Source organism: Saccharibacter floricola DSM 15669 (assembly GCF_000378165.1).
Taxonomy (GTDB): domain Bacteria; phylum Pseudomonadota; class Alphaproteobacteria; order Acetobacterales; family Acetobacteraceae; genus Saccharibacter; species Saccharibacter floricola.
The window spans coordinates 221,555-246,012 of the sequence record NZ_KB899335.1 but is presented as its reverse complement, the minus strand read 5'-3'; the positions used below and the strand labels follow the sequence as shown (position 1 = coordinate 246,012).

Annotated in this window: 25 protein-coding genes, 1 tRNA gene and 2 riboswitches; of the genes, 10 read left to right on the top strand and 16 right to left on the bottom strand. The window is 51.8% G+C overall.

Going from position 1 to position 24,458, the window contains the following annotated elements; genetic code table 11:
• Positions 1-37: 37 nt before the first annotated feature.
• Genes F457_RS0104470 through mlaD form a run of 3 tightly spaced genes read right to left on the bottom strand, consistent with a single transcriptional unit; the run spans position 38 to position 1,547 of the window.
• A complete protein-coding gene (locus tag F457_RS0104470) occupies positions 38-730 on the bottom strand; it encodes a DUF2155 domain-containing protein (RefSeq protein ID WP_018979938.1) in 693 nt (230 codons plus the stop codon).
• Positions 727-981, bottom strand: coding sequence for a hypothetical protein (locus F457_RS0104465; RefSeq protein ID WP_018979937.1), 255 nt, complete (start codon positions 979-981; stop codon positions 727-729). The genes F457_RS0104470 and F457_RS0104465 overlap by 4 nt, the downstream gene beginning before the upstream one ends.
• Complete coding sequence (mlaD, locus tag F457_RS0104460; protein WP_018979936.1) at positions 978-1,547, bottom strand: outer membrane lipid asymmetry maintenance protein MlaD; 570 nt, start codon at positions 1,545-1,547, stop codon at positions 978-980. Before mlaD ends, F457_RS0104465 begins: the two co-directional genes overlap by 4 nt.
• A 232-nt stretch (positions 1,548-1,779) precedes the next feature.
• Here mlaD and F457_RS0104450 point away from each other — a divergent pair, with 232 nt between their 5' ends.
• The 8 genes from F457_RS0104450 to F457_RS0104415 all read left to right on the top strand — a co-directional run bounded on the left by F457_RS0104450 (position 1,780) and on the right by F457_RS0104415 (position 8,470).
• Complete coding sequence (locus F457_RS0104450; RefSeq protein ID WP_026294189.1) at positions 1,780-3,315, top strand: TSCPD domain-containing protein; 1,536 nt, start codon at positions 1,780-1,782, stop codon at positions 3,313-3,315.
• Between the two features lie 188 nt (positions 3,316-3,503).
• Positions 3,504-3,863: an AtpZ/AtpI family protein gene (locus F457_RS0104445; RefSeq protein WP_018979933.1), complete on the top strand. Its 360-nt coding sequence runs from the start codon at positions 3,504-3,506 to the stop codon at positions 3,861-3,863.
• Positions 3,841-4,590 carry a F0F1 ATP synthase subunit A gene (locus F457_RS0104440; RefSeq protein ID WP_018979932.1) on the top strand — a complete coding sequence of 250 codons (750 nt, stop codon included), beginning with the start codon at positions 3,841-3,843 and terminating at the stop codon, positions 4,588-4,590. Before F457_RS0104445 ends, F457_RS0104440 begins: the two co-directional genes overlap by 23 nt.
• 56 nt (positions 4,591-4,646) lie before the next feature.
• Positions 4,647-4,874, top strand: a complete 228-nt coding sequence (locus F457_RS0104435; protein ID WP_018979931.1) for an ATP synthase subunit C family protein — start codon at positions 4,647-4,649, stop codon at positions 4,872-4,874.
• A 12-nt stretch (positions 4,875-4,886) separates the two neighbouring features.
• A complete protein-coding gene (locus F457_RS0104430; RefSeq protein ID WP_018979930.1) occupies positions 4,887-5,447 on the top strand; it encodes a F0F1 ATP synthase subunit B family protein in 561 nt (186 codons plus the stop codon).
• 13 nt (positions 5,448-5,460) lie between these two features.
• The gene (locus F457_RS0104425) at positions 5,461-5,961 is read left to right on the top strand and encodes a F0F1 ATP synthase subunit B family protein (RefSeq protein ID WP_018979929.1); all 501 of its coding nucleotides are present in this window, start codon (positions 5,461-5,463) and stop codon (positions 5,959-5,961) included.
• Between the two features lie 6 nt (positions 5,962-5,967).
• On the top strand, positions 5,968-6,717 hold the full coding sequence (locus tag F457_RS0104420) for a glycosyltransferase family 2 protein (protein ID WP_018979928.1): 750 nt from the start codon (positions 5,968-5,970) through the stop codon (positions 6,715-6,717).
• Positions 6,718-6,763: 46 nt separating this feature from the next.
• Positions 6,764-8,470: an ArnT family glycosyltransferase gene (locus F457_RS0104415; RefSeq protein WP_018979927.1), complete on the top strand. Its 1,707-nt coding sequence runs from the start codon at positions 6,764-6,766 to the stop codon at positions 8,468-8,470.
• 5 nt (positions 8,471-8,475) lie between these two features.
• Here F457_RS0104415 and F457_RS0104410 read toward each other — a convergent pair.
• Positions 8,476-8,551 (bottom strand) — tRNA-Ala (locus F457_RS0104410).
• A 166-nt stretch (positions 8,552-8,717) separates the two neighbouring features.
• On the opposite strand from F457_RS0104410, the gene F457_RS0104405 reads away from it, so the two are divergent.
• Positions 8,718-9,044, top strand: coding sequence for a YggT family protein (locus tag F457_RS0104405; protein WP_245539110.1), 327 nt, complete (start codon positions 8,718-8,720; stop codon positions 9,042-9,044).
• A 47-nt stretch (positions 9,045-9,091) separates the two neighbouring features.
• On the opposite strand, the gene F457_RS0104400 is transcribed toward F457_RS0104405, so the two are convergent.
• From F457_RS0104400 to tldD, 3 genes are all read right to left on the bottom strand, one after another.
• Complete coding sequence (locus F457_RS0104400) at positions 9,092-9,526, bottom strand: cupin domain-containing protein (protein ID WP_018979925.1); 435 nt, start codon at positions 9,524-9,526, stop codon at positions 9,092-9,094.
• A gap of 450 nt (positions 9,527-9,976) precedes the next feature.
• Positions 9,977-11,002: a hypothetical protein gene (locus tag F457_RS0104395; RefSeq protein ID WP_018979924.1), complete on the bottom strand. Its 1,026-nt coding sequence runs from the start codon at positions 11,000-11,002 to the stop codon at positions 9,977-9,979.
• A 61-nt stretch (positions 11,003-11,063) separates the two neighbouring features.
• Positions 11,064-12,545, bottom strand: coding sequence for a metalloprotease TldD (gene tldD / locus F457_RS0104390; RefSeq protein ID WP_018979923.1), 1,482 nt, complete (start codon positions 12,543-12,545; stop codon positions 11,064-11,066).
• A 154-nt stretch (positions 12,546-12,699) separates the two neighbouring features.
• Here tldD and glnA point away from each other — a divergent pair, with 154 nt between their 5' ends.
• A complete protein-coding gene (gene glnA / locus F457_RS0104385) occupies positions 12,700-14,154 on the top strand; it encodes a type I glutamate--ammonia ligase (RefSeq protein ID WP_018979922.1) in 1,455 nt (484 codons plus the stop codon).
• A gap of 577 nt (positions 14,155-14,731) precedes the next feature.
• Here the strand turns inward: glnA and F457_RS0104380 are convergent.
• The 9 genes from F457_RS0104380 to ilvC all read right to left on the bottom strand — a co-directional run bounded on the left by F457_RS0104380 (position 14,732) and on the right by ilvC (position 24,364).
• Positions 14,732-15,688: an ROK family protein gene (locus F457_RS0104380; protein ID WP_018979921.1), complete on the bottom strand. Its 957-nt coding sequence runs from the start codon at positions 15,686-15,688 to the stop codon at positions 14,732-14,734.
• Between the two features lie 17 nt (positions 15,689-15,705).
• Positions 15,706-16,008 carry a putative quinol monooxygenase gene (locus tag F457_RS12165; RefSeq protein WP_018979920.1) on the bottom strand — a complete coding sequence of 101 codons (303 nt, stop codon included), beginning with the start codon at positions 16,006-16,008 and terminating at the stop codon, positions 15,706-15,708.
• Between the two features lie 113 nt (positions 16,009-16,121).
• Positions 16,122-18,980, bottom strand: coding sequence for an aminomethyl-transferring glycine dehydrogenase (gene gcvP / locus F457_RS0104370; protein ID WP_051081292.1), 2,859 nt, complete (start codon positions 18,978-18,980; stop codon positions 16,122-16,124).
• A gap of 41 nt (positions 18,981-19,021) precedes the next feature.
• Entirely contained in the window at positions 19,022-19,384 is a 363-nt protein-coding gene (gcvH, locus tag F457_RS0104365) for a glycine cleavage system protein GcvH (RefSeq protein WP_018979918.1), read from the bottom strand.
• Between the two features lie 24 nt (positions 19,385-19,408).
• Positions 19,409-20,542 (bottom strand): glycine cleavage system aminomethyltransferase GcvT, encoded by a 1,134-nt coding sequence (gene gcvT / locus F457_RS0104360; RefSeq protein WP_026294185.1) that lies wholly within the window; start codon positions 20,540-20,542, stop codon positions 19,409-19,411.
• A gap of 66 nt (positions 20,543-20,608) precedes the next feature.
• A riboswitch (glycine riboswitch) is annotated at positions 20,609-20,677 on the bottom strand.
• Positions 20,678-20,768: riboswitch (glycine riboswitch) on the bottom strand.
• 44 nt (positions 20,769-20,812) lie between these two features.
• On the bottom strand, positions 20,813-21,661 hold the full coding sequence (panB, locus tag F457_RS0104355) for a 3-methyl-2-oxobutanoate hydroxymethyltransferase (RefSeq protein ID WP_018979916.1): 849 nt from the start codon (positions 21,659-21,661) through the stop codon (positions 20,813-20,815).
• A 20-nt stretch (positions 21,662-21,681) separates the two neighbouring features.
• The gene (gene speE, locus F457_RS0104350; RefSeq protein ID WP_018979915.1) at positions 21,682-22,554 is read right to left on the bottom strand and encodes a polyamine aminopropyltransferase; all 873 of its coding nucleotides are present in this window, start codon (positions 22,552-22,554) and stop codon (positions 21,682-21,684) included.
• A gap of 94 nt (positions 22,555-22,648) precedes the next feature.
• A complete protein-coding gene (speD, locus tag F457_RS0104345; protein WP_018979914.1) occupies positions 22,649-23,128 on the bottom strand; it encodes an adenosylmethionine decarboxylase in 480 nt (159 codons plus the stop codon).
• A 216-nt stretch (positions 23,129-23,344) separates the two neighbouring features.
• Positions 23,345-24,364: a ketol-acid reductoisomerase gene (gene ilvC / locus F457_RS0104340; protein ID WP_018979913.1), complete on the bottom strand. Its 1,020-nt coding sequence runs from the start codon at positions 24,362-24,364 to the stop codon at positions 23,345-23,347.
• Positions 24,365-24,458: the final 94 nt, after the last annotated feature.

Here is a 24,458-nt window from a genome sequence, read left to right as displayed (position 1 = left end):
TTCACCTCTCACTCTTGTGCTTTACTCCCAACAGAGCTTACCGCCCGCTTGTAGGGGAAGCTCCCGTGCTCGGTGGCGCTGGTGGCGGCAAGGGAGCCCCACCGGCCGAAGGGGCAGGTGCTGCAGGTGGCAACAACGACATCGGGCCGCCTGTTGGTGGTGCCTGAGGCGGCTGAGGAGGGTGATAGGCCCCGTCCCCTTGTGCTTCCTGATGATCTGCATCCATATGAGGCGTCACAATCGCCCCAAGAGATGGCGCCTTAGTCGGCGGCAATGCCCCCGGCTGTGGCGCAACATCTTGGCCTTGGCAGCGTACCGCCTGCACATCATATAGCGGATTGCCATACACCCCAAGAGACGGTTGCGTCGCAAGCATCCATCCGTCAAAAACCGGGACATTCTGTGCTTTCGTTTCCTCAATATGAAGATGCACAGCAGACTCTGCCGGTAACGTTGGCGGACGTTGCACACAAGCCATCACACGCACCGTAAGACTACGATATGTCACCTCTTTCCCAACAGGGATCGTCACGTCATTCACATGTGAATCGAGGCGATTAAGCACACGCACTATCGCTTCCGAACGTCCCTGCCACGCCGTGTCAGGGTAGGTTGCCGGCGGTGCGACACCATACACCCCCCCTCCATCGCCAGCCCAAGCACCATCAAGAGCACTCACACTGCTCACCAGCGCTAAAAGCGGGAGAAGCCTCATCGCACGCTGTGTCATGACGGATCCTCCGTTGTTGCGCTATCGGCTCCCTTTTTACAGAAAGGACTCTCCATCTTTTTCACCAAAGCCTCAAAACGCGCCTTGATAATCAATGGATCGACCCCGAAAAGAAGCGCATCCTCGTAAGCATCCTGCATCACTTGATGCAGTTCGCTTTCATTCTCGCGCAATGTCCGAAGCTTTTCCGTACATGTCAGCTTCTGCCCGTGCTCATCAGCCCAAAAAGGCGTTTTATCATCGTTGCTCACGGCGTTTTTGCCCCTGTCGTTGCATCCCCCGCCCCTCCTGCTGAAGGAGAAGTGGAAGCAGGCTGGTCTTTCTTTTGCAATGAATCCGTTACTGAAAAAATAAACTTGCTTAATAGCTGCTCAAGGCTAATCGCCCCCTGCGTTTCACTCACCATGCTTCCAGCATGCAGCATCGCCGTGTCTCCACCGGGGTTAAGTGCGATATATTTCCCCCCCAGCAAGGAGTCCGACGTAATGATAGCACCACTATCAACAGGAAGCTGCACGTCTGGTGCGACAGAAAACGTGACTTGTGCCTGATAATGACGCGGATCAATGGCTGTGCTCACCACATGCCCAACCGTCACACCTGCAAGCCGTATGTCAGACCCCACCGACAAGCCATCAATATGATTAAAAGCGGCCTGAAGCATATAGCCCCGATCATGCGATTGATGCCGCCCCAACAAAGCCATCGCCACTAAAGCGGCTAACGCTATCGCAACAACCAACCCCACACCAAACTCTAAACGTGTCTGTCGGGCCTGTTTTGTGGAGAGCCCGTCGCTGGAGATCCCTGTCACCATGCTTCCTCTCTTACGTTCTGACTATTTCTATGTGCCCTATTGACGTCCATAGCAGCAAGAGACGCCCTGCCTATTAAGGCTCTAGCGAACTCTACAGCACACGTCCAATCATCCCTCTTTTATCGTTCTTTGCAGGTTATCCCCTATATCCCCATCTTTATAGCTATCTTTTCCCAAGAATACTGCTCTCCCACGGTTTGCGTCAGCTATTTTGAGTACTAGAATCATCTCTATGAAAGCGCACCTTCACTGGAACGGCGTTCGCATGAGAACGCTTCAGATCAGCACGGACCCGGACAGCGCCACATTGCGTTCGGTCACGCTCCCGTCTGCCTGGGGCGACAACGCCGCCCAGGCGCTCACTCAACTGACACCGACATGTGGCGGCCCGCTGCGCCTCTCCTCTGAGGCTGCACGATGGGTTGATATGATCGACGCAACCCCTCCATTATCAGGCGCCCCCAAAGAGGCCCCACCTCCTGGGCGGAGCTTGTCGTGCCTGCTCCTCATGCAGCACATGACCCCCAACCTCGCCCTTTGGAGGCGTCAGCCCGACGAACAACCTGGCTTTGTCGTTCGCCTTTCAGGCTTCGTGCAGGAAAACTGCTTCTCACCTGAGCATTTTGTGGCCTGCCTCAAGCTCGCCTGTGACAGCTTACGCCGTCTCGACGCCGCTCAACACGCAGAACAAAGTGGCGAACTCCCTTTGTTTGATGACACGCCTCCCTACACAGCATCTCATCATCCTGCAGGGGTCGTGCTCCTTACCGACCTAGATGCCTGCCTCGCCGCTATCGGTTTGGACTATGATAGTGACGAAGGGCGACAGATGGCACGCGCCATTACCGGCCTTGCACGGGTCGTCGCACGGGCTGGAACAAAAGAACCTGCTCCTCTCTTCTCGACCCCTAATTTTCCTGAGTTCGAGCGCGTTGCTGTTTCCGTCTCAACAGCAGCGGCAGCGCACTCTGACCGTGCGCCCATTGAAACGGGCTTTTCATCACCCGGGCCAAGTGATGCACTCTTAGAAGTGGAAGCCTGTGGTCTCGCGCCTATTTTCTCTCTCCTTGACGACGAGGGACGCCTCCGCCCGTCTACTCTCAATCGCCTCGCCCACCGTGGGCTCACACCGGAAAAAGCCTTGGCGTTAGCTCTGGGAGGCACGCAGCCGCTTCCTCAAACAGACAGCCAAGCCCATGCCCGCATGCAAGACGCGCTGGCCGGCCTCTGTGACTATCTGCCACAACGGCCTGAACCAGAGACTGAAGCGACTATGAGCCGTCTTGAACGGGGCGTTAGGCGCCACCTCCCCATGCGTCAGGGTGGATTTAGCCAACGTGCCTCCATTGGCGGACATCGGCTCTTTATGCGTACAAGCGAGTTTGAAGACGGCTCTCTCGGAGCTCTCGCCCTTTCCCCGCCACGCGAAAGCCCTATGGCTCGCGGATTAATGGAGTGTTTAGGCCAAGCTGTCAGCATCGGTCTTCAGTTTGGGGCTCCTCTTGAGGCTTTTGTCGACCAGTTCTCCTACACACGTTTCGGCCCCGGCGGCACGGTTGAGGGAGACCCTGTTGCTACTTATGCCACGTCTATGCTGGATTACGCTTTTCGCTCCCTCTCAGAAGCCTATCTTGGTCAACACATGCCAGATGCGCCTATAGATAATAGCACAGAAGATGACAGCCCTCCGATGTTACCTTTTGGGGGAGAAGAATCCCCAGCAAATGGCAAAACATCGACAAAACGTCGTCTTCGTCTTGTTGGTTAAATAGCGTTTGAAAAGGGGTCGTAATGACCTCTTTTAATGCCCATCTCTACTGGGTTTGTGGCCAAAGATTGTTGACATTTACCTATTGCAGTGTCTAGCTAACTCCCCGTAGAGGAGATGTAAGCTCCCTCCATTTTCAACGGAGGGTTCTTGTCTCTTTCACATCGCAGGGGTTTGGGGGAATAACCGTGGACCATCTTTCTTCTAAAGAGGAACGTCGCTTTGAAGAGCGCCTTTCTCAGGCAGAAAGTCGTCGCGTTCCTCAAACAAAAGCACGCCGTAGCTTTATGGGGGGAGGAGAGAACTCCTCTTTCGGTATGGCTCTACGGATTGGCAGTGACATGATCGCCGGGATCGCCGTTGGCGTGGGCATCGGTTATGGCCTAGATCGTTGGACAGGGCATCTGCCTTTGTTTTTGATCGTCTTTACCCTGCTTGGTTTTTGTGCCGGCATGAGAAATGTCTGGCGGGTTGTGAATGCTCCGATACCCGATGTCGGAGCGAAGAAAGACGGGAGAAGCCAGCGTGGCCAGCGGATCAACGATTGACGCGCTCGGACAGTTTGAACTGCATCCGATTCTTGGTTCTTTCGGTGAGACTCTGTGTCTGTCCCAATCCCCGCTGTTCATGGTGATTGCAGTCGCACTCGTTCTTGCCTTCCTTTATATAGGCATGCGTCCTGCTGCTGTTGTGCCAGGCCGGCTGCAAGCTGCAGCCGAAGTGGGATATGACTTTGTTCGCGATCTCGCCGTCAGCACTATTGGTGAGAAGGGCACAGCGTTTTTTCCTTTTATCTTTGCGCTCTTCTTCTTCATTTTGGCTGGTAATTATCTCGGCCTGTTACCTTTTTCGTTCACGTTCACCAGCCATATCGCTGTCACACTCGCGATGGCTCTGGCTGTGTTTGTGATCTCTATCCTGACCGCATTACGCTTTCAGGGGCTAGGCTTCTTCAAGCATTTCATGCCTGAAGGCGCGCCAATGGCTTTGTCACCGATCCTGATTCCGATCGAGATCCTGTCATTCCTGTCACGCCCAGTTAGCCTGTCTATTCGTCTGTTTGCCAATATGGTAGCAGGCCATGTGCTGCTGGAAGTTTTTGCAAGTTTTACGATTATGCTTGCCGGTCTGGGGGTCGTTGGCCATGTTTTGGCTGTCGCTCCAGTCGCGATTAACATCGCTCTAACGGCACTCGAGCTGCTAGTGGGTTTTCTGCAGGCCTATGTGTTTGCCATTCTCACTTGCATTTACCTGAGCGAGGCCACCTCACACTGAGGTGCCCCTCGCCCTTACCGCTTTTGTCATTGACCTGACTTAGAGGAATCTGACCCATGGACCTCCTTCATCCCGCTCGCGAAATTGGTGCCGGTCTTGCTGTTATCGCTCTGGCTGGCGTTGGTGCCGGTATCGGCAATATCTTCGCCGCACTGGTGAACTCCATCGCACGTAACCCTGCCTCCCGTCCGCATGTGTTCGGTCTTGGGATGCTTGGCTTCGCCCTGACAGAAGCTATTGCTCTCTTCGCCCTTCTGATCGCCTTCCTTATCCTCTTCGTCTAAGGATCTAATGAGATGCGCCTGACGCCTCGTTTCCTCCTGTCTGCCGCCCCTCTTGCGGCCTTGCCGGGCCGGGCCGTGGCGGAAGGCATGCCCCAGCTTCACTTCGGTGACCCTCTCTTGCAGGGACAAGTGGTCTGGGGAGCACTCATCTTCATCATCTTCTACTTTATCCTCAGTCGCTCGGCTTTGCCGCGTGTCGCACGGGTAATTGAGAAGCGTGATGCACGGATTAAAAAAGACCTCGACCTTGCCCGACAGAGCAAGAAAGAGGCTGACCGTGCGCATCAAGAACTCCTTGATGCGAAGGAAAAAGCTGCTGAAAGCGCCCGGGCGGATATTCAAAGCATTCGTGACAAAGCCAAGGCCGAAGCTGACGCTCAAAGTGCCGAGACTGCCTCACGTTTGGATCAAGAAATCCGCGCAGCAGAGAAAGAGATTGCAAAAGCTCGTAGTGATGCTCTTTCCCATCTGACAGACATTGCTTCAGCTACGACAGCAACACTGACAGAACGGCTTTTGGGCCATTATGACAGTGACACTGTGACTAAAGCTGTTGAGCGTGCCCGCAGCTGAAGGAGAGATTATCATGTTTCATGAACCACGCTTTTGGGAATCTCTAGCCTTTGTTCTGTTTTTCATCATTTTTGGCCGTGTGCTTTGGCGTGCAATTACGTCTAAGCTCGATGAGCGTGCTAATAATGTGCGAAGCCACCTTGATGAAGCAACACGCCTCCGGCGTGAAGCAGAACAAATGCTTGAAGATGCCAACCGCGAGCGCGAGCATGCTTTACAAGACGCAGAGCAGCTGATTGCAGCCTCAAGAGCTGAAGCGGCCTCCTTAAAGGAACGCGCAGCCCGTGAAGCTCAAGAAACTGTTGCGCGCCATGAAAAGCAAGCACGCGAACGGATTGAAATTGCAGAGAAAAATGCTCTGCTTGATATCCGCAATGAAGCAACACGCGTCACCATGAAGGCGACACGTGATGTTATCACTGAAAAACTCGCTCAAGACCCTGAACTAGCCCGCCTTCTTTTGGACGGTGGACTAGACAATTTGTCTAAAAACTTACGCCGCCAAGCTGCGTAATCTATGATGACGGCCGAGACGCTTTCTTCGCCTCTATTGGCTGTCGTCATTACAGTCCTCAACGAGGCTGACAATATTCTTCCTGTCTGTCAGGAACTAGCGTCAGCCTCAGAGGGCTTCCCTCCCCATGAAATTATTATCGTTGATGATGGAAGCTCAGACGCTACATTGGAGCGGCTTTTAGAAGCCCGGCGCTCTATTCTTCCACGGTTGCGCATTCTCGCCCATCCTCATTGCCTTGGAAAGTCAGCCGGTCTGCACACAGCCATTGCAGCAGCCCGTGCGCCTTGGATTGCAACGATGGATGGTGACGGACAAGATGACCCACGCACCATAAGCATCATGCTTGATGAAGCCATTACATGTGCTTCACACGATGCAACGCCTTTAGTGGTCGGCATACGCCGAAAACGGCGCGACCGCTTTTCACGCCGTCTTGCCACACGCTTTGCTAATGGCCTGCGGCGGCGTCTTCTTCATGATGGATGTCCAGATACCGGGGCCCCCCTCAAACTTTTCCCTCGAGAGCTTTTCCTCTCCCTCCCACAATTTGAGGGACTGCATCGTTTCCTTCCCGCTTTGATGGGCCGTTATGGTGCCCAGCTTATTTGCCTTGAAACAACTCATAGGCAACGGCTCCACGGAAGCTCCAAATACACGAACTTTAACCGTGCTCTCGTTGGTATTCGAGACCTCCTTGGGGTGATGTGGTTACAAGACCGCGCACGCCCTACCCGTCCACCAACAGAATTATAACCTTCCCTACCCTAACCTACCCTATATTGAGAGAAAGCCCGTCATTGTGACACTTCAGCGGAAGCATTATCTCCTTCTCGCCTTGCTGGCTTTTGTTCTTGCTCTTCCCGGTCGTATGGCCCTCCCCCCGCTTGACCGCGACGAGCCGCGCTATATGGAAGCCACGGAGCAAATGCTCAGCTCAGGGAACTATCTTGATATTCGCTTCCAAGACCATCCACGCTATCTTCAACCGGCTGGTATTTATTGGCTTGAGGCAGGGTCTGAGAAAATAAGTGAGTTCGTTTTAGGGCCAGAGATACGCCACCAAACATGGCCCTATCGCCTCCCCAGCCTTCTTGCTGCAAGTGCGATTGTCCCTCTCACCGCTTGGCTAGGAGCCTCACTCTTTAGTAGCGGCGTTGGGCTATTAGCGGCCTTTCTTCTCATGGCATCCACGTTGTTCGCCGCTGAAATACGCATGGCCACAATTGATACCGTGCTGCTGCTGGATATCCTCTGTGCAGAAGCCCTGCTTTGGTGCCATATTCGCGACCGTCATAGCGTACGACCAACATCACGCTACGTAACGTTGGGATTCTGGCTCGCTCTTGGATGCGGCCTTATGCTCAAAGGCCCTATTGTCCTTATTCCCGGCCTCGGCACGCCATTGGCTTTTAGTATAGCAGAACGTTCAACAGCTCTTTGGCGTCGCCTTCACCCTCTATGGGGTGTGCCCGCGATGCTCACTGTCGCTTTACCTTGGTGTATCGGGATTGCTCTTGTCAGCCATGGTGCTTTCTTTACCAACGCTGTGGGGCATAACCTCTTGGGAAAAATTGGCCACGCACAGGAATCTCACGGTTTTCCCCCCGGCTATTATCTCCTCGTCTTTTTACTCAGCTTTTGGCCGGGGGCACTCTTCACTGTTCGTGCTCTCCCCAGTATTTGGCACCATCGACGGTGCCACTCTGTTCGCTTTCTTCTGTGCTGGATCATCCCTCATTGGGTCTTTTTTGAGCTCCTCGCCACAAAGCTCCCCCATTATGTACTCCCTACATTCCCAGCGATTGCTCTACTCACGGCAGCTTCGCTCATCGCTTGGCCCCAGCATCATTTTTCACGATGGGGGAAGGCCTTACTCAGCCTTTATGGCGGATTATGGTCAGTCCTTGGGCTACTCTTTTGCTGTGCTGGCACAGTCCTGCTCGCGCGTATGGAACATCTTCTCTCCATTCGTGCTCTTATCGCTCTGCTGGGGTGTTTACCGCTTATGCTCAGCGCAATCTGGTATTTCTATCATCAAAAACCTCAGGAATCCGCCTATTGTGCCATTGGAACGACTTTACTCATTCATGTAGGGCTTTTTCTAGCTGTCATCCCTGCTCTTTCCCAGATTCAGCTTTCACCCAAAGTAGCGCAGGCCTTTAACCAATGGCGCCCATGCCCCTCAAGCGTACTCATCTCAGCCTCGTATCACGAACCGAGCCTTGTCTTTTTGGCAGGAGAACAGACGCGCCTTTTATCTCCGTCCCTTGCTGCACAAAGCCTGCAAGCCCACGCACGTTGTGATCTTCTGCTAATAGACCGTAAAGACGCCCCTACTCTCACAGAAAGCCTTCGCCACATGGGTATAGGAACTCAGCAACTCACAGAGATTTCTGGACTAAATTACTCAAACGGCCATCACCTTCATTTACAGCTGATACAGGCGGTACCGTCGTCCATAATACCTCATGGAACGCCTACTGTACCGCAGCATGATGACAGGTGAATTCATGGTGGAGCTGAGGGGAGTCGAACCCCTGACCTCCTCATTGCGAACGAGGCGCTCTACCAACTGAGCTACAGCCCCATGAACGACAATATTCCATCACGATCACTTAGACCTGTCAAGAGAAGTGCCCACTATCACGCTTGTTCTGCTGTCTAAAAAACGATAGCTTTTTGCAGCTATATTGTTAGGGTGCGTGTCTCCGCCTTACACATGGCACCCCGATCGCTCTCAATGAGGTCAATTCGTGAACATCATTCTGCTTTATGCCCAACTGATGAAGATCATCATGGCACTTCTTCAAGTGTATGTATGGATCATCTTGGCCTATTGCGTTGCCTCTATGGCTGTCGGGTTCGGTATTCTCGATATTCGTAATAATCGCTTTTTAATGAGCGCCTTTACTACGCTTGTTCGTTTGGTTGAACCCGTTCTTCGCCCTATTCGCGCCATCCTGCCAGATATGGGAGCGTTGGATTTATCGCCTCTTATCCTGCTGCTCCTCATCGAATATGGCATTCCCTATCTTTTAAGAATGATCTTTCGCCTTATTTATTCCTCTCAAGGCCTATGAGACAGGAGCCTCCTTCCTTGCTTTAATGGCAGGAGGCTCTCACCTTCTTACAAACGCGCGATGAAGGTTGAGGGCGTGCCTTCATCCGGGTTCACAAACACGACATCATCTGGAGCGCGTCGCGGCGTATCGATCGAAAAGAACACGACAGGTCCTTTAATAATACGCGGAACAGAATGAACAGCCCGCCTAGGAAAAATGATCACCTGTCCTGGCGCAAAAGGCGCTTCTTCCTCAGGATCATCAATCCAAAATGTTCCCTCTCCTGAAAGGACATATAAAACTTCATCGCATTGATTATGATAATGTGCCGGAACATCACGATAAATCCGAAAAACCCTTATGCTAGCTTCTGGTTTATCCGACACATAGGTATCGAGCAGCATTGTATCTGCTGTTGGAGGGAATGATTGAGCAATTTCATATAAATCAAACCGCCCACTCGCCTGCTGTAAAAGCGGCGATACCGTCTCTTTACTCATAACGTTAACTCCTTAAAGCACAGTTTTTATTTTACTGATCCTCTCTCAACATAACTATGAGAGTGTCGTATTTTTCGGCATCAATTGACCGAGGGAATATATCTAATATTATTTGAATGCTCCCTTCTGACCAAAAACAGACGATTTCATTAAATATTTCCACGCCAGAGCATCAATTCGCGTGCCATGCAAGTAATACAGTACTTGATAGTGATTGTTCTTCTACGTTTCGGAAAAAATTATCCTAAAACACGACCGATAAAAAGAACGTCATGATTCTATAAAATAGGTTGTGCCTTTGTAAAGCCGAAAGCTCTTCTGACACTGATTAATGATGATCGTTATGATATTAGGATGCCTACGCTAATGCCTTCCCCTCTAAAGAGCAGATAGCAAAAAGCCGCTCCAAAAGAGCGGCTTTCAAGACATATATAATGATGAACAATACGCTTAGAACATTGCAAAAACAGCGCATTGCGGTGAAATCGAACGCGTTGTGTTATGACCAGCAACCGGCAGAATCACACCAACAAGCGCCCCAACATCAGCAGAGAAGTTATATTCAATCGCAGGCCCCACATTAAAGGCACCAGACCATCCTGTACGAGAATGAACATTCATCCCCGTATTGCGATTATACCCGCGCAAAGTCGTTGACGATGACCACGTATGATACAGATCCATGGCAAAAACCCAGCGCTTGGTAATCCCCAGCTCAACCGATCCCCCTTCATTCCCAAAAGGCCCTGGGTGAGCCCGTCCAGAGAAGCCCATCTCCGTCCCATAGCTTGAAATGTTCCGTAGTCGCGCACTTGTTACAGGCTGACGCCCCTGCGCCCAGAAACGGAAACGCATTGCATGCTTAAAGAAAGGCAACGCAAACTGCGTATGCAGCCCGTAACGGATAAACCACGCGCCCTGTCCAACACCTTCTGATGCATTGGCGAGATTGCTGTAATCACCCGTTGGAGCATTAAAGCCCAGATACACCGAAACAGAAGGTGTATAATGCGGTGTCAAACGATATTCAAACTCAACAGGCAAGTCATTAAATTTCAAACCTGATCTTTTTGCGTGATTCCCCCAACTGTAACTGTAATCCGGCAACAAATAAAAAGACAGGTGGCTCGTTAGACCATATTTAAACAATGTATACTGAGAAATAGACTTTTGAGAGCCTACATTCTTATTTAGATGCCCGTTTGAACCAAAAGCACCGGCAGGCAAGCCTGCAGCAACGTAAGGTTCCACAGCAATCATACCAGGAGCAGGCAACGCTGGAGAAGGTGAGTAAATCGACCCCGTGTACCATTGCTCTGGGAGCGGTTTGTCCGCGCTTGTGTTCGTTGTGGCCGACGTTGCCGCAGCCGGTGTTGTTGCTGTTGCCGTATCAGCAGCTTGGGCCAGACCCACACAACCAACTGTCCAAGCGGTTACTCCAGACAGTACCAACGACATCCACAGGGATTTGTTCATATACGGACAAACCTTGTTAAAGAAATATTTATGAGAGTTAACGATTACGCCATCAAAAGAATTAAGATGCAAGTCCCCCAACCGTTAAACCTTCAACTTTCATCACGGGTTGCCCTACGCCAACAGGCACACCTTGCCCCGCTTTGCCACATGTGCCGATGCCTGGATCCAGTTCCATCTCGGGCCCAATCATTGAAATACCGCGCATTACTGCCGATCCGCTGCCGATCAATGTCGCGCCGGTTACGGGTGTTGTAATTTTACCATCTTCAATCAAATAGGCTTCAGATGTAGCAAAAACAAATTTTCCAGACGTAATATCGACCTGCCCTCCTCCAAAATTGACAGCGTAAAGTCCTTTTTTGGTCGAGCGGATCATCTCTTCTTCAGAGGAATTGCCTCCTGTCATCACTGTATTTGTCATACGTGGCATCGGCGCATGTGCATAGGATTCTCGACGTCCATTTCCTGTTGAGGACTGTCCCATCAACCGCGCATTAAGACGATCCTGCATATAAGAACGCAAAATACCATCCTCAATCAGCACAGTACGTTGTGTTGCTGTTCCCTCATCATCCATTGCTAGAGAGCCACGCCGTTCAAAAAGCGTACCATCATCAACAATCGTCACCCCAGGAGAGGCCACACGCTGGCCGATCTTACCGCTAAAGACCGATGTGCCTTTGCGATTAAAGTCACCTTCCAACCCATGTCCAACAGCTTCATGAAGCAAAATACCGGGCCAACCTGCCCCCAACACAACCGGCATATCTCCTGCAGGAGCTGGCACAGCCTCCAAATTCACACAGGCTTGACGGAAGGCTTCCCGCGTCATGCTTTGCCATGTCTGCGTTTGTATAAGACGTGCAAGATTATAACGCCCCCCCTGCCCGGAACGCCCACTTTCACGCCGCCCCGCTTGCTCGACAATAATCGTAATGTCCAACCGCACGAGAGGTCGCACATCCACCATAGGAGCCTCACGACCACCATTGAGGAAGCCAGGTCGCATCACGCGCACAACCTGCCACTGCGTATGTAACGTAGCATTAACCTGAACAACGCGCGGGTCCAGCCCACGCCCATAGGCATCAATCTCACTTAAAAGAGTAGCACGATCGGCAAATACCCCCTCTGTTAAGGGGTGATCGGCTTTATAAAGTGCCTCACAGACAGGGCTATCACTCTGTAATGATGGTTGCCCCACCCCTTCCTGAGATGTGAGAAGCTGCAATCCCTCTGATGCACGCTGCAACGCCTCTAGGCTTAATGTCCCAGAATGGGCAAAAACTGTTTGCTCTCCTTGGACACCACGCAAGCCAAATCCAGATGAACGCTGGAAACCCGCTTGTCGAAGCACACCATTATCAAGGCCCAGTGTTTCACTCTCACGATATTCTAAAAAGAGTTCACCATCATCCATGCCCTTCAAACGCTGCTGAAGCACAGCATCCACCTCATTGGGGCTCCATGAAACAGCAGGGTTGTTAAAAAAAATGTGATCCGAAACGCCGGATGCATCAGAAGGAAAAGACAAAACCATGCGGGAAACTCCAGCGAAAACGATGTGTAAAGAAAAAATAATCTAAAGGAAAAGATTCTTTCATAGGAAACATCATGGGCGCAACCTCTCGACATGAGCGCCAATGTCGCCTAATCGTTTTGGAAGCAGTTTAATCATGCGAAGGCACAAACCCATGGCCAAAAAAGCAACATCCTCCTCTAAAAAAAGCGCTCCTAACAAAGCCGCTATCCAGCGCGTCTTTGATTTAATTGAAGAACACGGCGTTGAGTTTGTTGATCTCCGTTTTACCGATCCTAAAGGAAAATGGCACCACACGACCCAAACGGTCGCCACCATTGAGGAAGATAGCTTCAAAGATGGCTTTATGTTTGATGGCTCCTCCATCCAAGGATGGAAAGCGATCAATGAATCTGACATGGTTCTCCTGCCAGATCCAGAAACAGCCGTTATGGACCCGTTCACGGCGCGTCCACAGCTTATTTTGTTCTGCGATATTGTCGACCCTCGCTCTAAAGGGTTCTACGCTCGCGATCCACGCTCCACAGCACGTGCAGCAGAAGAATATCTGAAAAAAAGCGGCTTAGGCGACACTGCCTTCTTCGGCCCTGAAGCAGAGTTCTTCATCTTTGATAATGTCGTCTTTGGCACAGGTGAAAATTACAGCACCTACCGAGTGGACAGCATTGAAGGGCCTGACGCCCCCCTGAAAGACTACCCAGAAGGGAATATGGGCCATCGCCCTGGTCGTAAAGGCGGGTATTTCCCTGTCCCACCCGTGGATAGCGAAAATGACCTCCGCGCAGAAATGCTGGCCACAATGGGTGAGATGGGTCTCTCCATCGAAAAGCACCATCACGAAGTTGCCCGCAGCCAGCACGAGCTTGGCACCAGCTTTTCAACCTTGGTGAAATCTGCTGACTTCATGCAGATTTATAAATATTGCGTGCATAATGTCGCCCATTCCTACGGGAAAACAGCCACCTTTATGCCAAAGCCCGTTGCTGATGATAACGGCACAGGCATGCATGTGCACCAGTCTATCTGGAAAGATGGCAAGCCTTGTTTCGCAGGAAAAGGCTATGCTGAACTTTCTGATGAAGCCCTGTATTATATCGGTGGTATCATCAAGCATGCTAAAGCACTGAACGCGTTTACCAACCCATCCACAAACTCTTACAAGCGTTTGATCCCAGGGTTTGAAGCACCTGTGCTGTTGGCTTACTCTTCAGCAAACCGGTCTGCGGCATGCCGTATTCCACATTCGGTCGGCCCAAAAGCCAAACGCGTGGAAGTCCGCTTCCCAGACCCAACCGCCAACCCTTACCTCGCCTTTAGTGCGATGCTGATGGCTGGTCTGGACGGGATCCGCAACAAGATCCATCCTGGCGAAGCAATGGACAAAGACCTTTACGCTCTGCCTCCAGAAGAGCTTAGCCAGATCCCAACAGTCTGCGGTTCTTTGCGTGAAGCGCTGGAAGCTCTTAAAGAAGATCACGCCTTCTTGCTGGAAGGGGATGTCTTCTCAAAGGATCAGATCGAGAGCTATATCGACCTGAAATGGGAAGATGTGTATCGCTTTGAGCACGCTCCTCACCCTGTTGAGTTTGAGATGTATTACTCCGTCTGATCCCTATCGGGAAAAGACCTGTAAAACGTCTATAGAAAACCCCCGCCTTTCTGTTGAGAGGCGGGGGTTTTTGTGATCAGAGATAATTTTACCACTATTCTGCCTGTCTGGTAGAACACTACCTCAGCGTCCTATATCTCCGCTCATCAGCTCATCATTCCTGAGCGCCCTCATGATTTGAGGTGCTATTGGACAACCATCACGATTATGCCCGTTATGAGGTATACGTTCATAATGCACGCATGAGACCATATCTGGGAGCGATAACAATCTTTGTGCTCCACAGAAGAGGCATCATATTCTGTTCAAAATGTTCTAGGCTAGACAGCAGAACATGTCGCAAATACACAATCAGGCCCCTCTCTTCCCTCAGCTTTAGCGTATAAAAAAGCGCATCATGAGAGTTCTCGTCTTTCAGACGCTGTACAATTCACCCAAGCCCCCGGCAGCATCACAGAATGCCCCTGCAACAGGCAGGATAAACGACGTCCATCAGCTTTTCATCCGATCTAAAAAAAGGCGTGCTCTTTTGCCGAGCACGCCTTCTGAGCGTAAAGCCTTAAAAAGAAGACGATACTCAGTCTTCGGTCGGGGCCCCTGTTTCGCTAACATCCCACAACCACGCGGCCCCACGCACACCAGAGCTATCACCGTGACGATTTTGCACGATAGGCGTTGTGCAAGGAGAGGTGATCACATGACGTGGTAGAAGCTTCGGCACGCGCTGGTAAATGGACTGCAGGTTGGACACGCCCCCACCCAATACAATCACGTCTGGGTCAAGGAAATTGACAATCTGCCCACATGCCCGTGCGAAACGATCCATGTAGAGGTCTAGCGCACGAATAGCCGCTTCATCACCATTATTGGCAGCATCCTCAATCCCGCTAGGGGAACGATTGCCTTCGCCTTTCCATTCCGCTGCTAAAGCTGGGCCGCAAAGATAACGCTCCTGACAGCCTTCATTCCCACAGAAGCATTTCCGCAAAGGAAGATCATCCTTCGTTGCCCACGGCAAAGGAATATGCCCCCATTCACCCGCAATGTGATGATGGCCGGAGAGAATACGCGCATTAGCGACAATGCCACCGCCCATTCCCGTCCCAATAATCACACCTAGCACTGTACCATATCCAGAACCTGCACCATCTGCAGCCTCTGACAGAGCAAAACAGTTCGCATCATTTTCAATGCGGACGGGGCGATCAAGTGCTGTTTCAACATCCACCTTAAATGGATTATTGTTGAGCCATGTCGCATTGGAATTACGCACTAGCCCTGTCTCAGGCGACAGAGAGCCTGGAATACCAATCCCCAGCGTAGAAGAAGGCTGTGTTGCTGAGATACGATGCGCGGGAACACAACCAACCGTCTGCTCAGCTTTGAGCACAAGGTCACGCACAGCCAACACAGCTTCATCATATTTACCGGGGTTGGATACACGCTCACGCAGTACCTCTTTCCCTGCTCGATCAAGGGCCAGCACTTCAATCTTCGTGCCACCAAAATCGATCCCCAGGCGATAATCGGCCATAGCCTGTTACCTCCGTCTTATGCTTTTGGTTCAAGTGGTTGTGTTTTAAGCACGTCTAGCTGAGCACCCTGACTTTTAACCTGCTCCACCAACTCACCAAAGTGAGTGGAAGCAAGATGCGTTTCAAAGCCAGACTGTGACGCCCAAATTTCACTCACAGTAAAACGACCAACCTTTTCAAGGTCGCGTGAAATCTCATAACGCTTGCAGGCCTCTTCTTTCAAAGAAAATGCAGCACAGCGCTGTACAGCCTTCTCTAATGCAGGCGCTTTATCTGCATCAGTCGTAACGATAGCGAGAATATGAATAGCGTCACTCATGGTGAAATATCCTTTCCTATAGTGCTCTCCCTGCATGGCCTGCTTTCACGTCAGTGGCAAGCACATGATAGGGATAACATCTATTGATGGCACAACACGCCCAGCGCATTTACCTAGTTCTGTGTATCCGAAACATAAGAGGCAATATCAGGGCAGGAACACATCAAATTCCGATCTCCCCAGACATTATCAATCCGCCCCACAGCTGGCCAATATTTATCAATCTCCGTCCCAGCAGGATAGACCCCCTCGTGACGGCTATAACGCCGTGGCCATTCAGAAACGAGATCAGCCGCTGTATGAGGGGCATAGGCAAGAGGCGTTTCCTCATACTGGCGCTCCCCCGTTTCAATCAAGGCAATCTCTTCACGGATAGAGAGCATCGCCTGACAAAAACGATCCAGCTCCCACCGGCTTTCAGATTCGGTGGGCTCAATCATCACCGTTCCCGGCACGGGAAAACTGACCGTTGGCGCATGGAAGCCATAATCAATCAGGCGCTTGGTAATATCATCGACCGTCACCCCGGCTTTTTCCTTAAGCGGACGCAAGTCGAGGATACATTCATGTGCTGTAAAGCCACTCTCCCCACGGAAGAGAACCTCATAAGCCCCTTCAAGCCGCTTAGCGATGTAGTTCGCATTCAGCACCGCCACAATGGAGGCTTGGCGTAAGCCTTCATCACCCATCATCATGATATAGGCAGCTGAAATCGGCAGAACTGACGCAGATCCATAAGGGGCTGCTGAAATACGCTCGCCACCTGCCTCACCCGAGGGTAGGTAAGGGGCAAGATGCGCCCCCACCCCGATCGGCCCCATCCCTGGGCCCCCACCACCATGAGGAACGCAGAAGGTTTTGTGCAGGTTAAAATGAGAGACATCCGCCCCATATTTCCCCGGGCGCGCCAAACCAACCTGCGCATTTAAATTAGCCCCATCGAGATAAACCTGCCCGCCAGCCTCATGCACCAGCGCACAGATCTCTGTAATACGCTCTTCAAACACACCATGGGTTGATGGATACGTCACCATCACGGCCGCTACATCACCCTCATACCGGGCTAGCTTCGCTTTAAGATCCGCAACATCCACGTTCCCAGCATCATCACAGGCTACGACAACCACCGTCATCCCCGCCATCTGAGCAGAGGCCGGGTTCGTGCCATGAGCCGACGCCGGGATAAGGCACACATGGCGCTGCCCTTGCCCATGAGCCCGATGATACGCTGCAATAGCCATCAGCCCAGCGAACTCACCTTGAGCACCAGAGTTAGGCTGAAGCGACACGGCATCATAGCCTGAAAGCGTACAGAGTGCTTTTTCAAGATAGACGTAAAGCTCGGTATATCCTTGCTTTTGATCCTCTGGCGCGAAAGGATGGATACGCCCAAATTCTGGCCATGTAATGGGCATCATCGCCGTCGCGGGGTTGAGCTTCATCGTGCACGACCCCAATGGAATCATGCTCCGATCCAACGCTAAGTCCTTATCAGCAAGACGACGCATATAACGCATCATATCTGTTTCAGAATGATAACGATGGAAAATAGGATGCGTTAAGAGGTCTCCCTGACGGCGCAAAGACGCAGGAAGCCCTTCGTCGCCTACAGAAAGCTCTTTTTCAAAATCCGCTAAACGGGCATCATCAGCCCCTGCACAACGCCATAACGTACGAACCGTCTCCGCTTGCGTGGTTTCATCACAGGAGATACCAACACGCCCAGCGCCCATATCACGCAGATTAATGCCAGCCTGACGCGCTTTGTCCAAAAATGTTGCAGCCTGCGCCCCGAACTCTAACGTGATGGTGTCAAAGAAGTGCGTGTTACGACGCGTTATCCCAAGCGCTTTAAAACCGGCCGCTAAAATAGACGTGAAACGATGGATCCGTGTTGCAATCGCCTGCAACCCTTCTGGCCCATGATAAAGCGCATAAAAACCTGACAACATGGCTGGAAGCGCTTGAGCCGTACAAATGTTGGACGTCGCCTTCTCACGGCGAATATGCTGCTCACGCGTTTGCAGTGCCAACCGCAACGCAGGCTTACCTGCACGATCACGCGACACACCAACAATCCGCCCAGGGGTAGAGCGCTTATACGCATCCTTTGTTGCCATAAAGGCAGCATGGGGCCCACCGTTGCCCAGCGGCATGCCATAACGCTGCATAGATCCCACAGCAATATCGGCGCCTAATACTTGCGGGGATTCCAGCAACACAAGCGCCATTGGGTCACATACAAGCGTTACGATAGCGTCTTGCTGATGTAGCGCCTCTATACATACGCGTGGATCACGCACCTCTCCCGATGAGCCCGGATAAGCCAGTAAGGCGCCAAAAAATGGCCCTTCTGGTATGCCCTCTTCAAGGGAAGCTACCTCAATCTCCCATCCTTGAGGACGGGCGCGCGTTTGCATCACAGAGAGCACCTGCGGATGAATGTCTTGATCCACAAGAAAGCGATTAGAGCGTTTTTTTCCCACACGATGAGCCATCGCCATCGCTTCCGCACAGGCTGTTGCATCATCAAGCAAGGACGCATTGGCAACAGGCATTCCCGTTAAGTCACTGACCAAAGTTTGGAAGTTAAGCAACGCTTCCAAACGCCCTTGGCTGATCTCTGGCTGATAGGGCGTATAAGCCGTATACCAAGCAGGGTTTTCCATCACGTTGCGCATCACGACAGACGGCATAAACGTATCGTAATAGCCCTGCCCAATCATAGACGTCATGGGGCGGTTCTTCCGCGCCATACGCCGTAAACGTTCAAGGGCTTCTGCCTCACTCACCCCTTGGCCAATGCTTGCCCCTTTGATGGACGGACGGATGCTCTGAGGCACAACCTGATCAACCAGCTCATCAAGGCTCTCTAGCCCTAATGTACGAAGCATTTCCTGCTGATCCGCAGGGCTTGGGCCATTATGGCGCCGACTGAAAGGAACGGTCTGTTCAGGCCAACAAAGAGACATCGGGGCTGCTCCACCAAAGGGGTAAAAGAACAATAAGGTTCTTAGAGTTTCTTGTAATCTTCCGCACTCAGCAGCGTGTTAAACGCTTCTGGGTCGTCCAACGTCACCGTCAAGATCCACCCTTTCCCTTCCGGGTCGCCATTAATCAGAGCAGGGTCATCTGTCAGCGCACTGTTGACGCTCTCCACCGTAGCGGCCAAAGGCGTGTAAATATCAGAAGCCGCTTTAACAGATTCCACAACGGCAACGGCTTCCCCGTCTTTAAGGTGCGTGCCAACATCTTTCGCTTCAACAAACACAACATCGCCCAGCTCTTCAGCGGCATGGGCTGTAATCCCGATGGTGGCAATATTGCCGCTTTCAAGACGAACCCATTCATGCGTTTCAGTATAACGTGTGGTCATAATAACTGTCCTTATCGTGAAAAATTAACGCTTAAACCCAGCAGGAACAAACGGCATACGACGCACGACAACCGGCACCATACGCCCACGCAATGACGCAAAAAGCGGCGTATCAAGCGCTGCCTTCTCTTTGCTGACATAGCCCATCGCAACAGGGCCACCGACTGTCGGGCCAAAACCCCCAGAGCTGACACGGCCAACCTTTTCCGTCCCGGCCTCATCAGCAAAAAGCTCTACCCCTGCGCGAATAGGAGCACGCCCTTCAGGAATAAGGCCAACGCGTTTACGATACACCCCTGTCTCAAGCTGCTGAGCAATCATCTCCGCTCCAGGGTACCCACCTGCACGCTCCCCACCGGGACGGCGGCTCTTTTGGATCGACCAAACCAACGCCGCTTCAACCGGGGTCGTGGTGGTATCTAGATCCTGGCCATAAAGGCATAACCCTGCTTCAAGACGGAGTGAATCCCGGGCTCCCAAACCAATCGGCGCAACATCAGGATGATCGAGCAACTTTCGTGCTACAGCCTCTGCTTTGTCGGCAGGAAGGCCAAGCTCAAAGCCATCTTCGCCCGTATAGCCTGAACGCGAAAGAGTGACAGCAACACCATCAAGGGTTGTATCCACACAATCCATAAACCGCATCGCGGCTGCTTGGGGAAAGAGATCAACAATGACATCTACCGCTTTCGGCCCTTGAAGGGCGAGAAGGGCGCGGTCAAACTGTCGGGTGACTTGGCAGTCTCCTGCCAGCTGCTTTTCAATATAAGCAGCGTCACTATCCTTATTGGCCGCATTAACAACAGCGAACAGATCGCCCGCCTGTCGCGCAACCATCAGGTCATCACGAATACCGCCCTGCTCATTGGTCAGAAGCGCGTAACGCTGCCGCCCTTCAGGCAAAGCGATAAAGTCCATCGGCACAAGCGTTTCAAACGCTGCTGCGGCCTCAGCCCCGCCGCCAGAACGCGGACGAATACGAAGCTGACCCATATGAGACACATCAAACAATCCCGCCTTATGGCGCGTATGTTGATGTTCTTCCATCACACCCATCGGGTATTGAACGGGCATCTCGTAGCCCGCAAAAGGCACCATCTTGGCGCCAAGTGATACGTGAAGATCGTAGAGAGGTGTGTGCTTGAGAGGTTCGTTCATCAGAGGGATGACCCCGGCAAAAATTGGACAAAACCACATCGCAGACTTTTCCAGCCTGCGACACAGCCCCTTCTGTCCTTCTGCCTGAGATCATTATCCCATCGGCGGATGCTAACGCACCTCTCTCCAGAATAACCTCTCGTTTCGGTTCATTTGCCTGAGAGTTTCCGGGGCGGTTGCTCCTTCGGCGCTGGCATTGTTAGCCAGTCTCTCCCGTAACGAGAGCTTCACTGTGCCAGTATCTCCAGAAGCTGACAATCTCTCTTCTCTTTATTTTGAAGAAGAAATATCTTTTTTAAGCTCTGCCAAAACCTCTGGATTCATTTTTGAACTCTGCGCCGCCGTAGGAAAACTGCCCTCTTTCACTTGTTCGGCATAGTGGCGTACAGCCTCTTCCATCTGTGGGCCAATTTCAGCAAAACGATGAGCATGGCGTGGCGACTTACCATCAAATATTCCTAAAAGGTCGTGCCAAACTTGCACTTGGCCATCACAGCCCACACCGGCGCCAATTCCAATGGTTGGAATCGTCAACTCACTCGACACAAGCTCGGCCAATTCTGCCGGGACGAGCTCCAACACAACGCCAAAAGCACCGGCTTCTTCAAGTGCGCGAGCATCGGCTAATAATTTACGAGCAGATCGCACTTCTTTCGCCTGCACACGCAATCCAAGCTGATGCTGTGATTGAGGCGTGAGGCCCAAATGCCCCATAACGGGAACGCCCATTTCTGTCAGACGCCGCACAATCGGTGCGATTTCCGCCCCGCCTTCAAGTTTGACAGCCTGCCCGCCGCCTTCTTGCATGATACGCCGGGCTGTTGTGACAGCATCTTGCTCCGTTGCGTAACTTAGAAAAGGAAGGTCAACCACAACCAAAGCATTCTGGCTGCCGCGCATCACCATCTGAGCATGGAAGATCATATCATCGGCTCGGATCGGAAGGGTGGTGTTATGACCATGCACAACCATCCCAAGGGAATCCCCAACCAAGACAACCGGCACGCCAGCCCGTTCTGCAATCAACGCAGAGGGGTAGTCATACACCGTCACCATAGGGATACGGCGCCCCTCTGCCTTCATTTTCAAAACATCAGAAACCGTTACGCGACGAACCATACTCTTCATCCTTCAGCACATTACCCCTGAACAGCGGGGAGATGCTCTGCAATATAGGGAGGGAGGGCGAATGCGCCTATATGCACCTCTGGAGTCCAATAGCGGCAACTTTCCAAAAGCCCCGCTTTTTGGGCACGTTGTCTGATCTGCTCTACATCCAGCTGATGCGGGTTCTTGCCTTTTTTCGCCATACCCAGCGTCATAAAGCCACCGACATAGGTCGGAACCGCAGCGACATAGGCCGTTACATGCGGGAAGAATTTCGCACGACGTGCACTCGTTTCCTGCAGCTCATCTGCTTGCATAAACGGCACACCACATTGGTTCACGATCACGCCTTCGTCAGAGAGAATCCGTTCACAATCGCGGTAAAATTCATCTGTAAACAGCACCTCGCCCACGCCAATTGGGTCTGTGCTATCAACAATGATCACGTCAAAAGAAGACGGCGCTGCTTTAGCGACATAATCAATCCCATCACCAATAATCACGTCAGCACGTGGATCATGCCACGCATCACCCGCAATCATCGGCATATGCTCTTTAGCAAGCTCCACAACGCGGCCGTCAATCTCGACCATCACAGCCTGCTTAACCGTATTATGTTGCAGAACGCGCTTAAGCACGCCACCATCTCCGGCACCAATAATCAGCACACGCTCTGCTTTTGGGTGCGTAAGCAACGGTACATGAGCCAGCATTTCTTGATACACGAACTCATCGCGCTCAGTAATCTGGATCACACCATCAAGCGCTAAAACGCGGCCGTGAGAGGTGCTTTCAAAAACCACAATATCCTGGAAATCAGAACGCTCTCGTGCAAGCTCACGCACCGTCTGAAACCGCTGGCCCCAATCAGGGTAAAGGCTCTCATTAAACCATGTATCGGCCATATCCGATCCTTCCACACATCATCACGACATGACGAAGCCGTTCAAAACAGCTTCGCCACATCTTCTATTTATTTTTTGCTGAAATACGCGTTGCTTACGCTAGGTCTTTCATGCGTTTTTGGACACGTCCACGACGAAAGGCATCCAACTCAACCCGTCCTGCCTGAAACAATTCTTGCATGACAGGAAGTGAGAGATGCGGATCACAGGCGCCGCACATGAACACATCAACCGCAGCAAATTGACGCTCAGGCCATGTGTGAATAGAAATATGGCTTTCTGCCAAAACGAGCACGCCAGACACACCCCCATTAGGGGTAAAATGATGAAAATGGCCGTGCAGAATCGTCGCCCCTGCTGCTTCTGCAGCGCGGCGTAAAATACCGTCAATCCGTTGTGGATCATTCAAGTTCTGGGCATCCCAGAAGTCAATCAGCAGGTGATTCCCTGCAAACTGCTCGCCGTCGCGCGAGATAAAATAGTCCTTACATTCGGCCTCAGCCGGGACTGTGTTAGCGTTCTGGATATCTCTCGGACATTCCGATACCATCCCCAGTTGAGCAAGTGCGTTCATGACGTACCCCCAAACCAGTAGACAGCCTGTTGGGCATAATGCCCCCTTGGGCTTAAAGAAAGCCGCTTGTTAAACACCATCTCTTCTAAATGCAACCTTTAATATGATAAAAACCTTATTCTGCTATAAAAATTAAGTATTTGTTATAAAAAAGCCCCCCTTCCAGCTCTAAAAGAGCAAAAAGAGAGGCTTTTCCAAAGAATACAGATATAATGATTAGTTGCGTGTTTTGTCGACCAGCTTGTTTTTAGCGATCCACGGCATCATCTCACGCAACTTCGCACCCACTTTTTCAATCTGGTGCTCATCATTATGGCGGCGTGTCGCTTTAAACGTCACATTACCTGACTGATTCTCCAGAATGAAGTTCCGCACGAAGGTGCCATCCTGAATGTCACGCAGAACCTTGCGCATTGCATCCTTGGTTTCAGATGTAATCACGCGTGGGCCACTGACATACTCACCATATTCAGCCGTATTGGAGATGGAGTAGTTCACGTTGGAAATCCCACCTTCATAAAGCAGATCCACAATCAGCTTCATTTCGTGCAAACATTCGAAATAAGCCATTTCTGGAGCGTAACCACCTTCAACCAGCGTCTCGAACCCTGCACGGATCAGGTCGATCGTGCCACCGCACAGAACCGCTTGCTCACCAAACAGATCTGTTTCCACTTCTTCACGGAAGGAGGTTTCGATCACACCAGCACGGCCTCCACCGTTAGCAGAGGCATAGGACAGAGCCAGTTCCAGAGCATGACCGGACGCATTCTGCTCCACAGCCACCAAGCAAGGCACTCCGCCACCCTTTTCATATTCAGAACGCACCGTATGGCCAGGGCCCTTTGGTGCGATCAAGAACACATCCATCTCAGGGCTGGGTTCAATCAGACGGAAATGGATCGCCAGACCATGAGCAAACGCCAGAGCGGTACCCGGCTTCAGGTTAGGCTCCAGATGGTCTTTATACAGAGCAGCCTGCCCTTCATCTGGTGTTAAGATCATCACAACATCCGCCCAAGCTGCTGCTTCAGCAGGGGTCACAACGCGGAAACCGGCAGCCTCAGCCTTTGGTGCAGCCTTAGATCCAGGGCGCAGAGCCACCACCATCTCACGCACACCGCTATCACGCAGGTTGGTTGCATGAGCATGGCCTTGGCTCCCATAGCCAATGATCGCCACTTTTTTATTTTGGATTAAATTGATATCCGCATCACGATCATAATAAACACGCATAACTTGCTCCTTTTAGCCCCTCAAGGCCATCTGAACGAGGCCCACCAGCCCCCAACGTTGTCGAGGGGAACACCCTCGACCTCACAGTCATTTT

Coding starts and splice junctions, on each gene's coding strand:
- F457_RS0104470 (WP_018979938.1), bottom strand. CDS start 730: ATGACACAGCGTGCGATGAGGCTTCTCCCGCTTTTAGCGCTGGTGAGC.
- mlaD (WP_018979936.1), bottom strand. CDS start 1,547: ATGGTGACAGGGATCTCCAGCGACGGGCTCTCCACAAAACAGGCCCGA.
- F457_RS0104450 (WP_026294189.1), top strand. CDS start 1,780: ATGAAAGCGCACCTTCACTGGAACGGCGTTCGCATGAGAACGCTTCAG.
- F457_RS0104435 (WP_018979931.1), top strand. CDS start 4,647: ATGGACCTCCTTCATCCCGCTCGCGAAATTGGTGCCGGTCTTGCTGTT.
- F457_RS0104430 (WP_018979930.1), top strand. CDS start 4,887: ATGCGCCTGACGCCTCGTTTCCTCCTGTCTGCCGCCCCTCTTGCGGCC.
- F457_RS0104425 (WP_018979929.1), top strand. CDS start 5,461: ATGTTTCATGAACCACGCTTTTGGGAATCTCTAGCCTTTGTTCTGTTT.
- F457_RS0104420 (WP_018979928.1), top strand. CDS start 5,968: ATGACGGCCGAGACGCTTTCTTCGCCTCTATTGGCTGTCGTCATTACA.
- F457_RS0104400 (WP_018979925.1), bottom strand. CDS start 9,526: ATGAGTAAAGAGACGGTATCGCCGCTTTTACAGCAGGCGAGTGGGCGG.
- F457_RS0104395 (WP_018979924.1), bottom strand. CDS start 11,002: ATGAACAAATCCCTGTGGATGTCGTTGGTACTGTCTGGAGTAACCGCT.
- tldD (WP_018979923.1), bottom strand. CDS start 12,545: ATGGTTTTGTCTTTTCCTTCTGATGCATCCGGCGTTTCGGATCACATT.
- glnA (WP_018979922.1), top strand. CDS start 12,700: ATGGCCAAAAAAGCAACATCCTCCTCTAAAAAAAGCGCTCCTAACAAA.
- F457_RS0104380 (WP_018979921.1), bottom strand. CDS start 15,688: ATGGCCGATTATCGCCTGGGGATCGATTTTGGTGGCACGAAGATTGAA.
- F457_RS12165 (WP_018979920.1), bottom strand. CDS start 16,008: ATGAGTGACGCTATTCATATTCTCGCTATCGTTACGACTGATGCAGAT.
- gcvP (WP_051081292.1), bottom strand. CDS start 18,980: ATGTCTCTTTGTTGGCCTGAACAGACCGTTCCTTTCAGTCGGCGCCAT.
- gcvH (WP_018979918.1), bottom strand. CDS start 19,384: ATGACCACACGTTATACTGAAACGCATGAATGGGTTCGTCTTGAAAGC.
- gcvT (WP_026294185.1), bottom strand. CDS start 20,542: ATGAACGAACCTCTCAAGCACACACCTCTCTACGATCTTCACGTATCA.
- panB (WP_018979916.1), bottom strand. CDS start 21,661: ATGGTTCGTCGCGTAACGGTTTCTGATGTTTTGAAAATGAAGGCAGAG.
- speE (WP_018979915.1), bottom strand. CDS start 22,554: ATGGCCGATACATGGTTTAATGAGAGCCTTTACCCTGATTGGGGCCAG.
- speD (WP_018979914.1), bottom strand. CDS start 23,128: ATGAACGCACTTGCTCAACTGGGGATGGTATCGGAATGTCCGAGAGAT.
- ilvC (WP_018979913.1), bottom strand. CDS start 24,364: ATGCGTGTTTATTATGATCGTGATGCGGATATCAATTTAATCCAAAAT.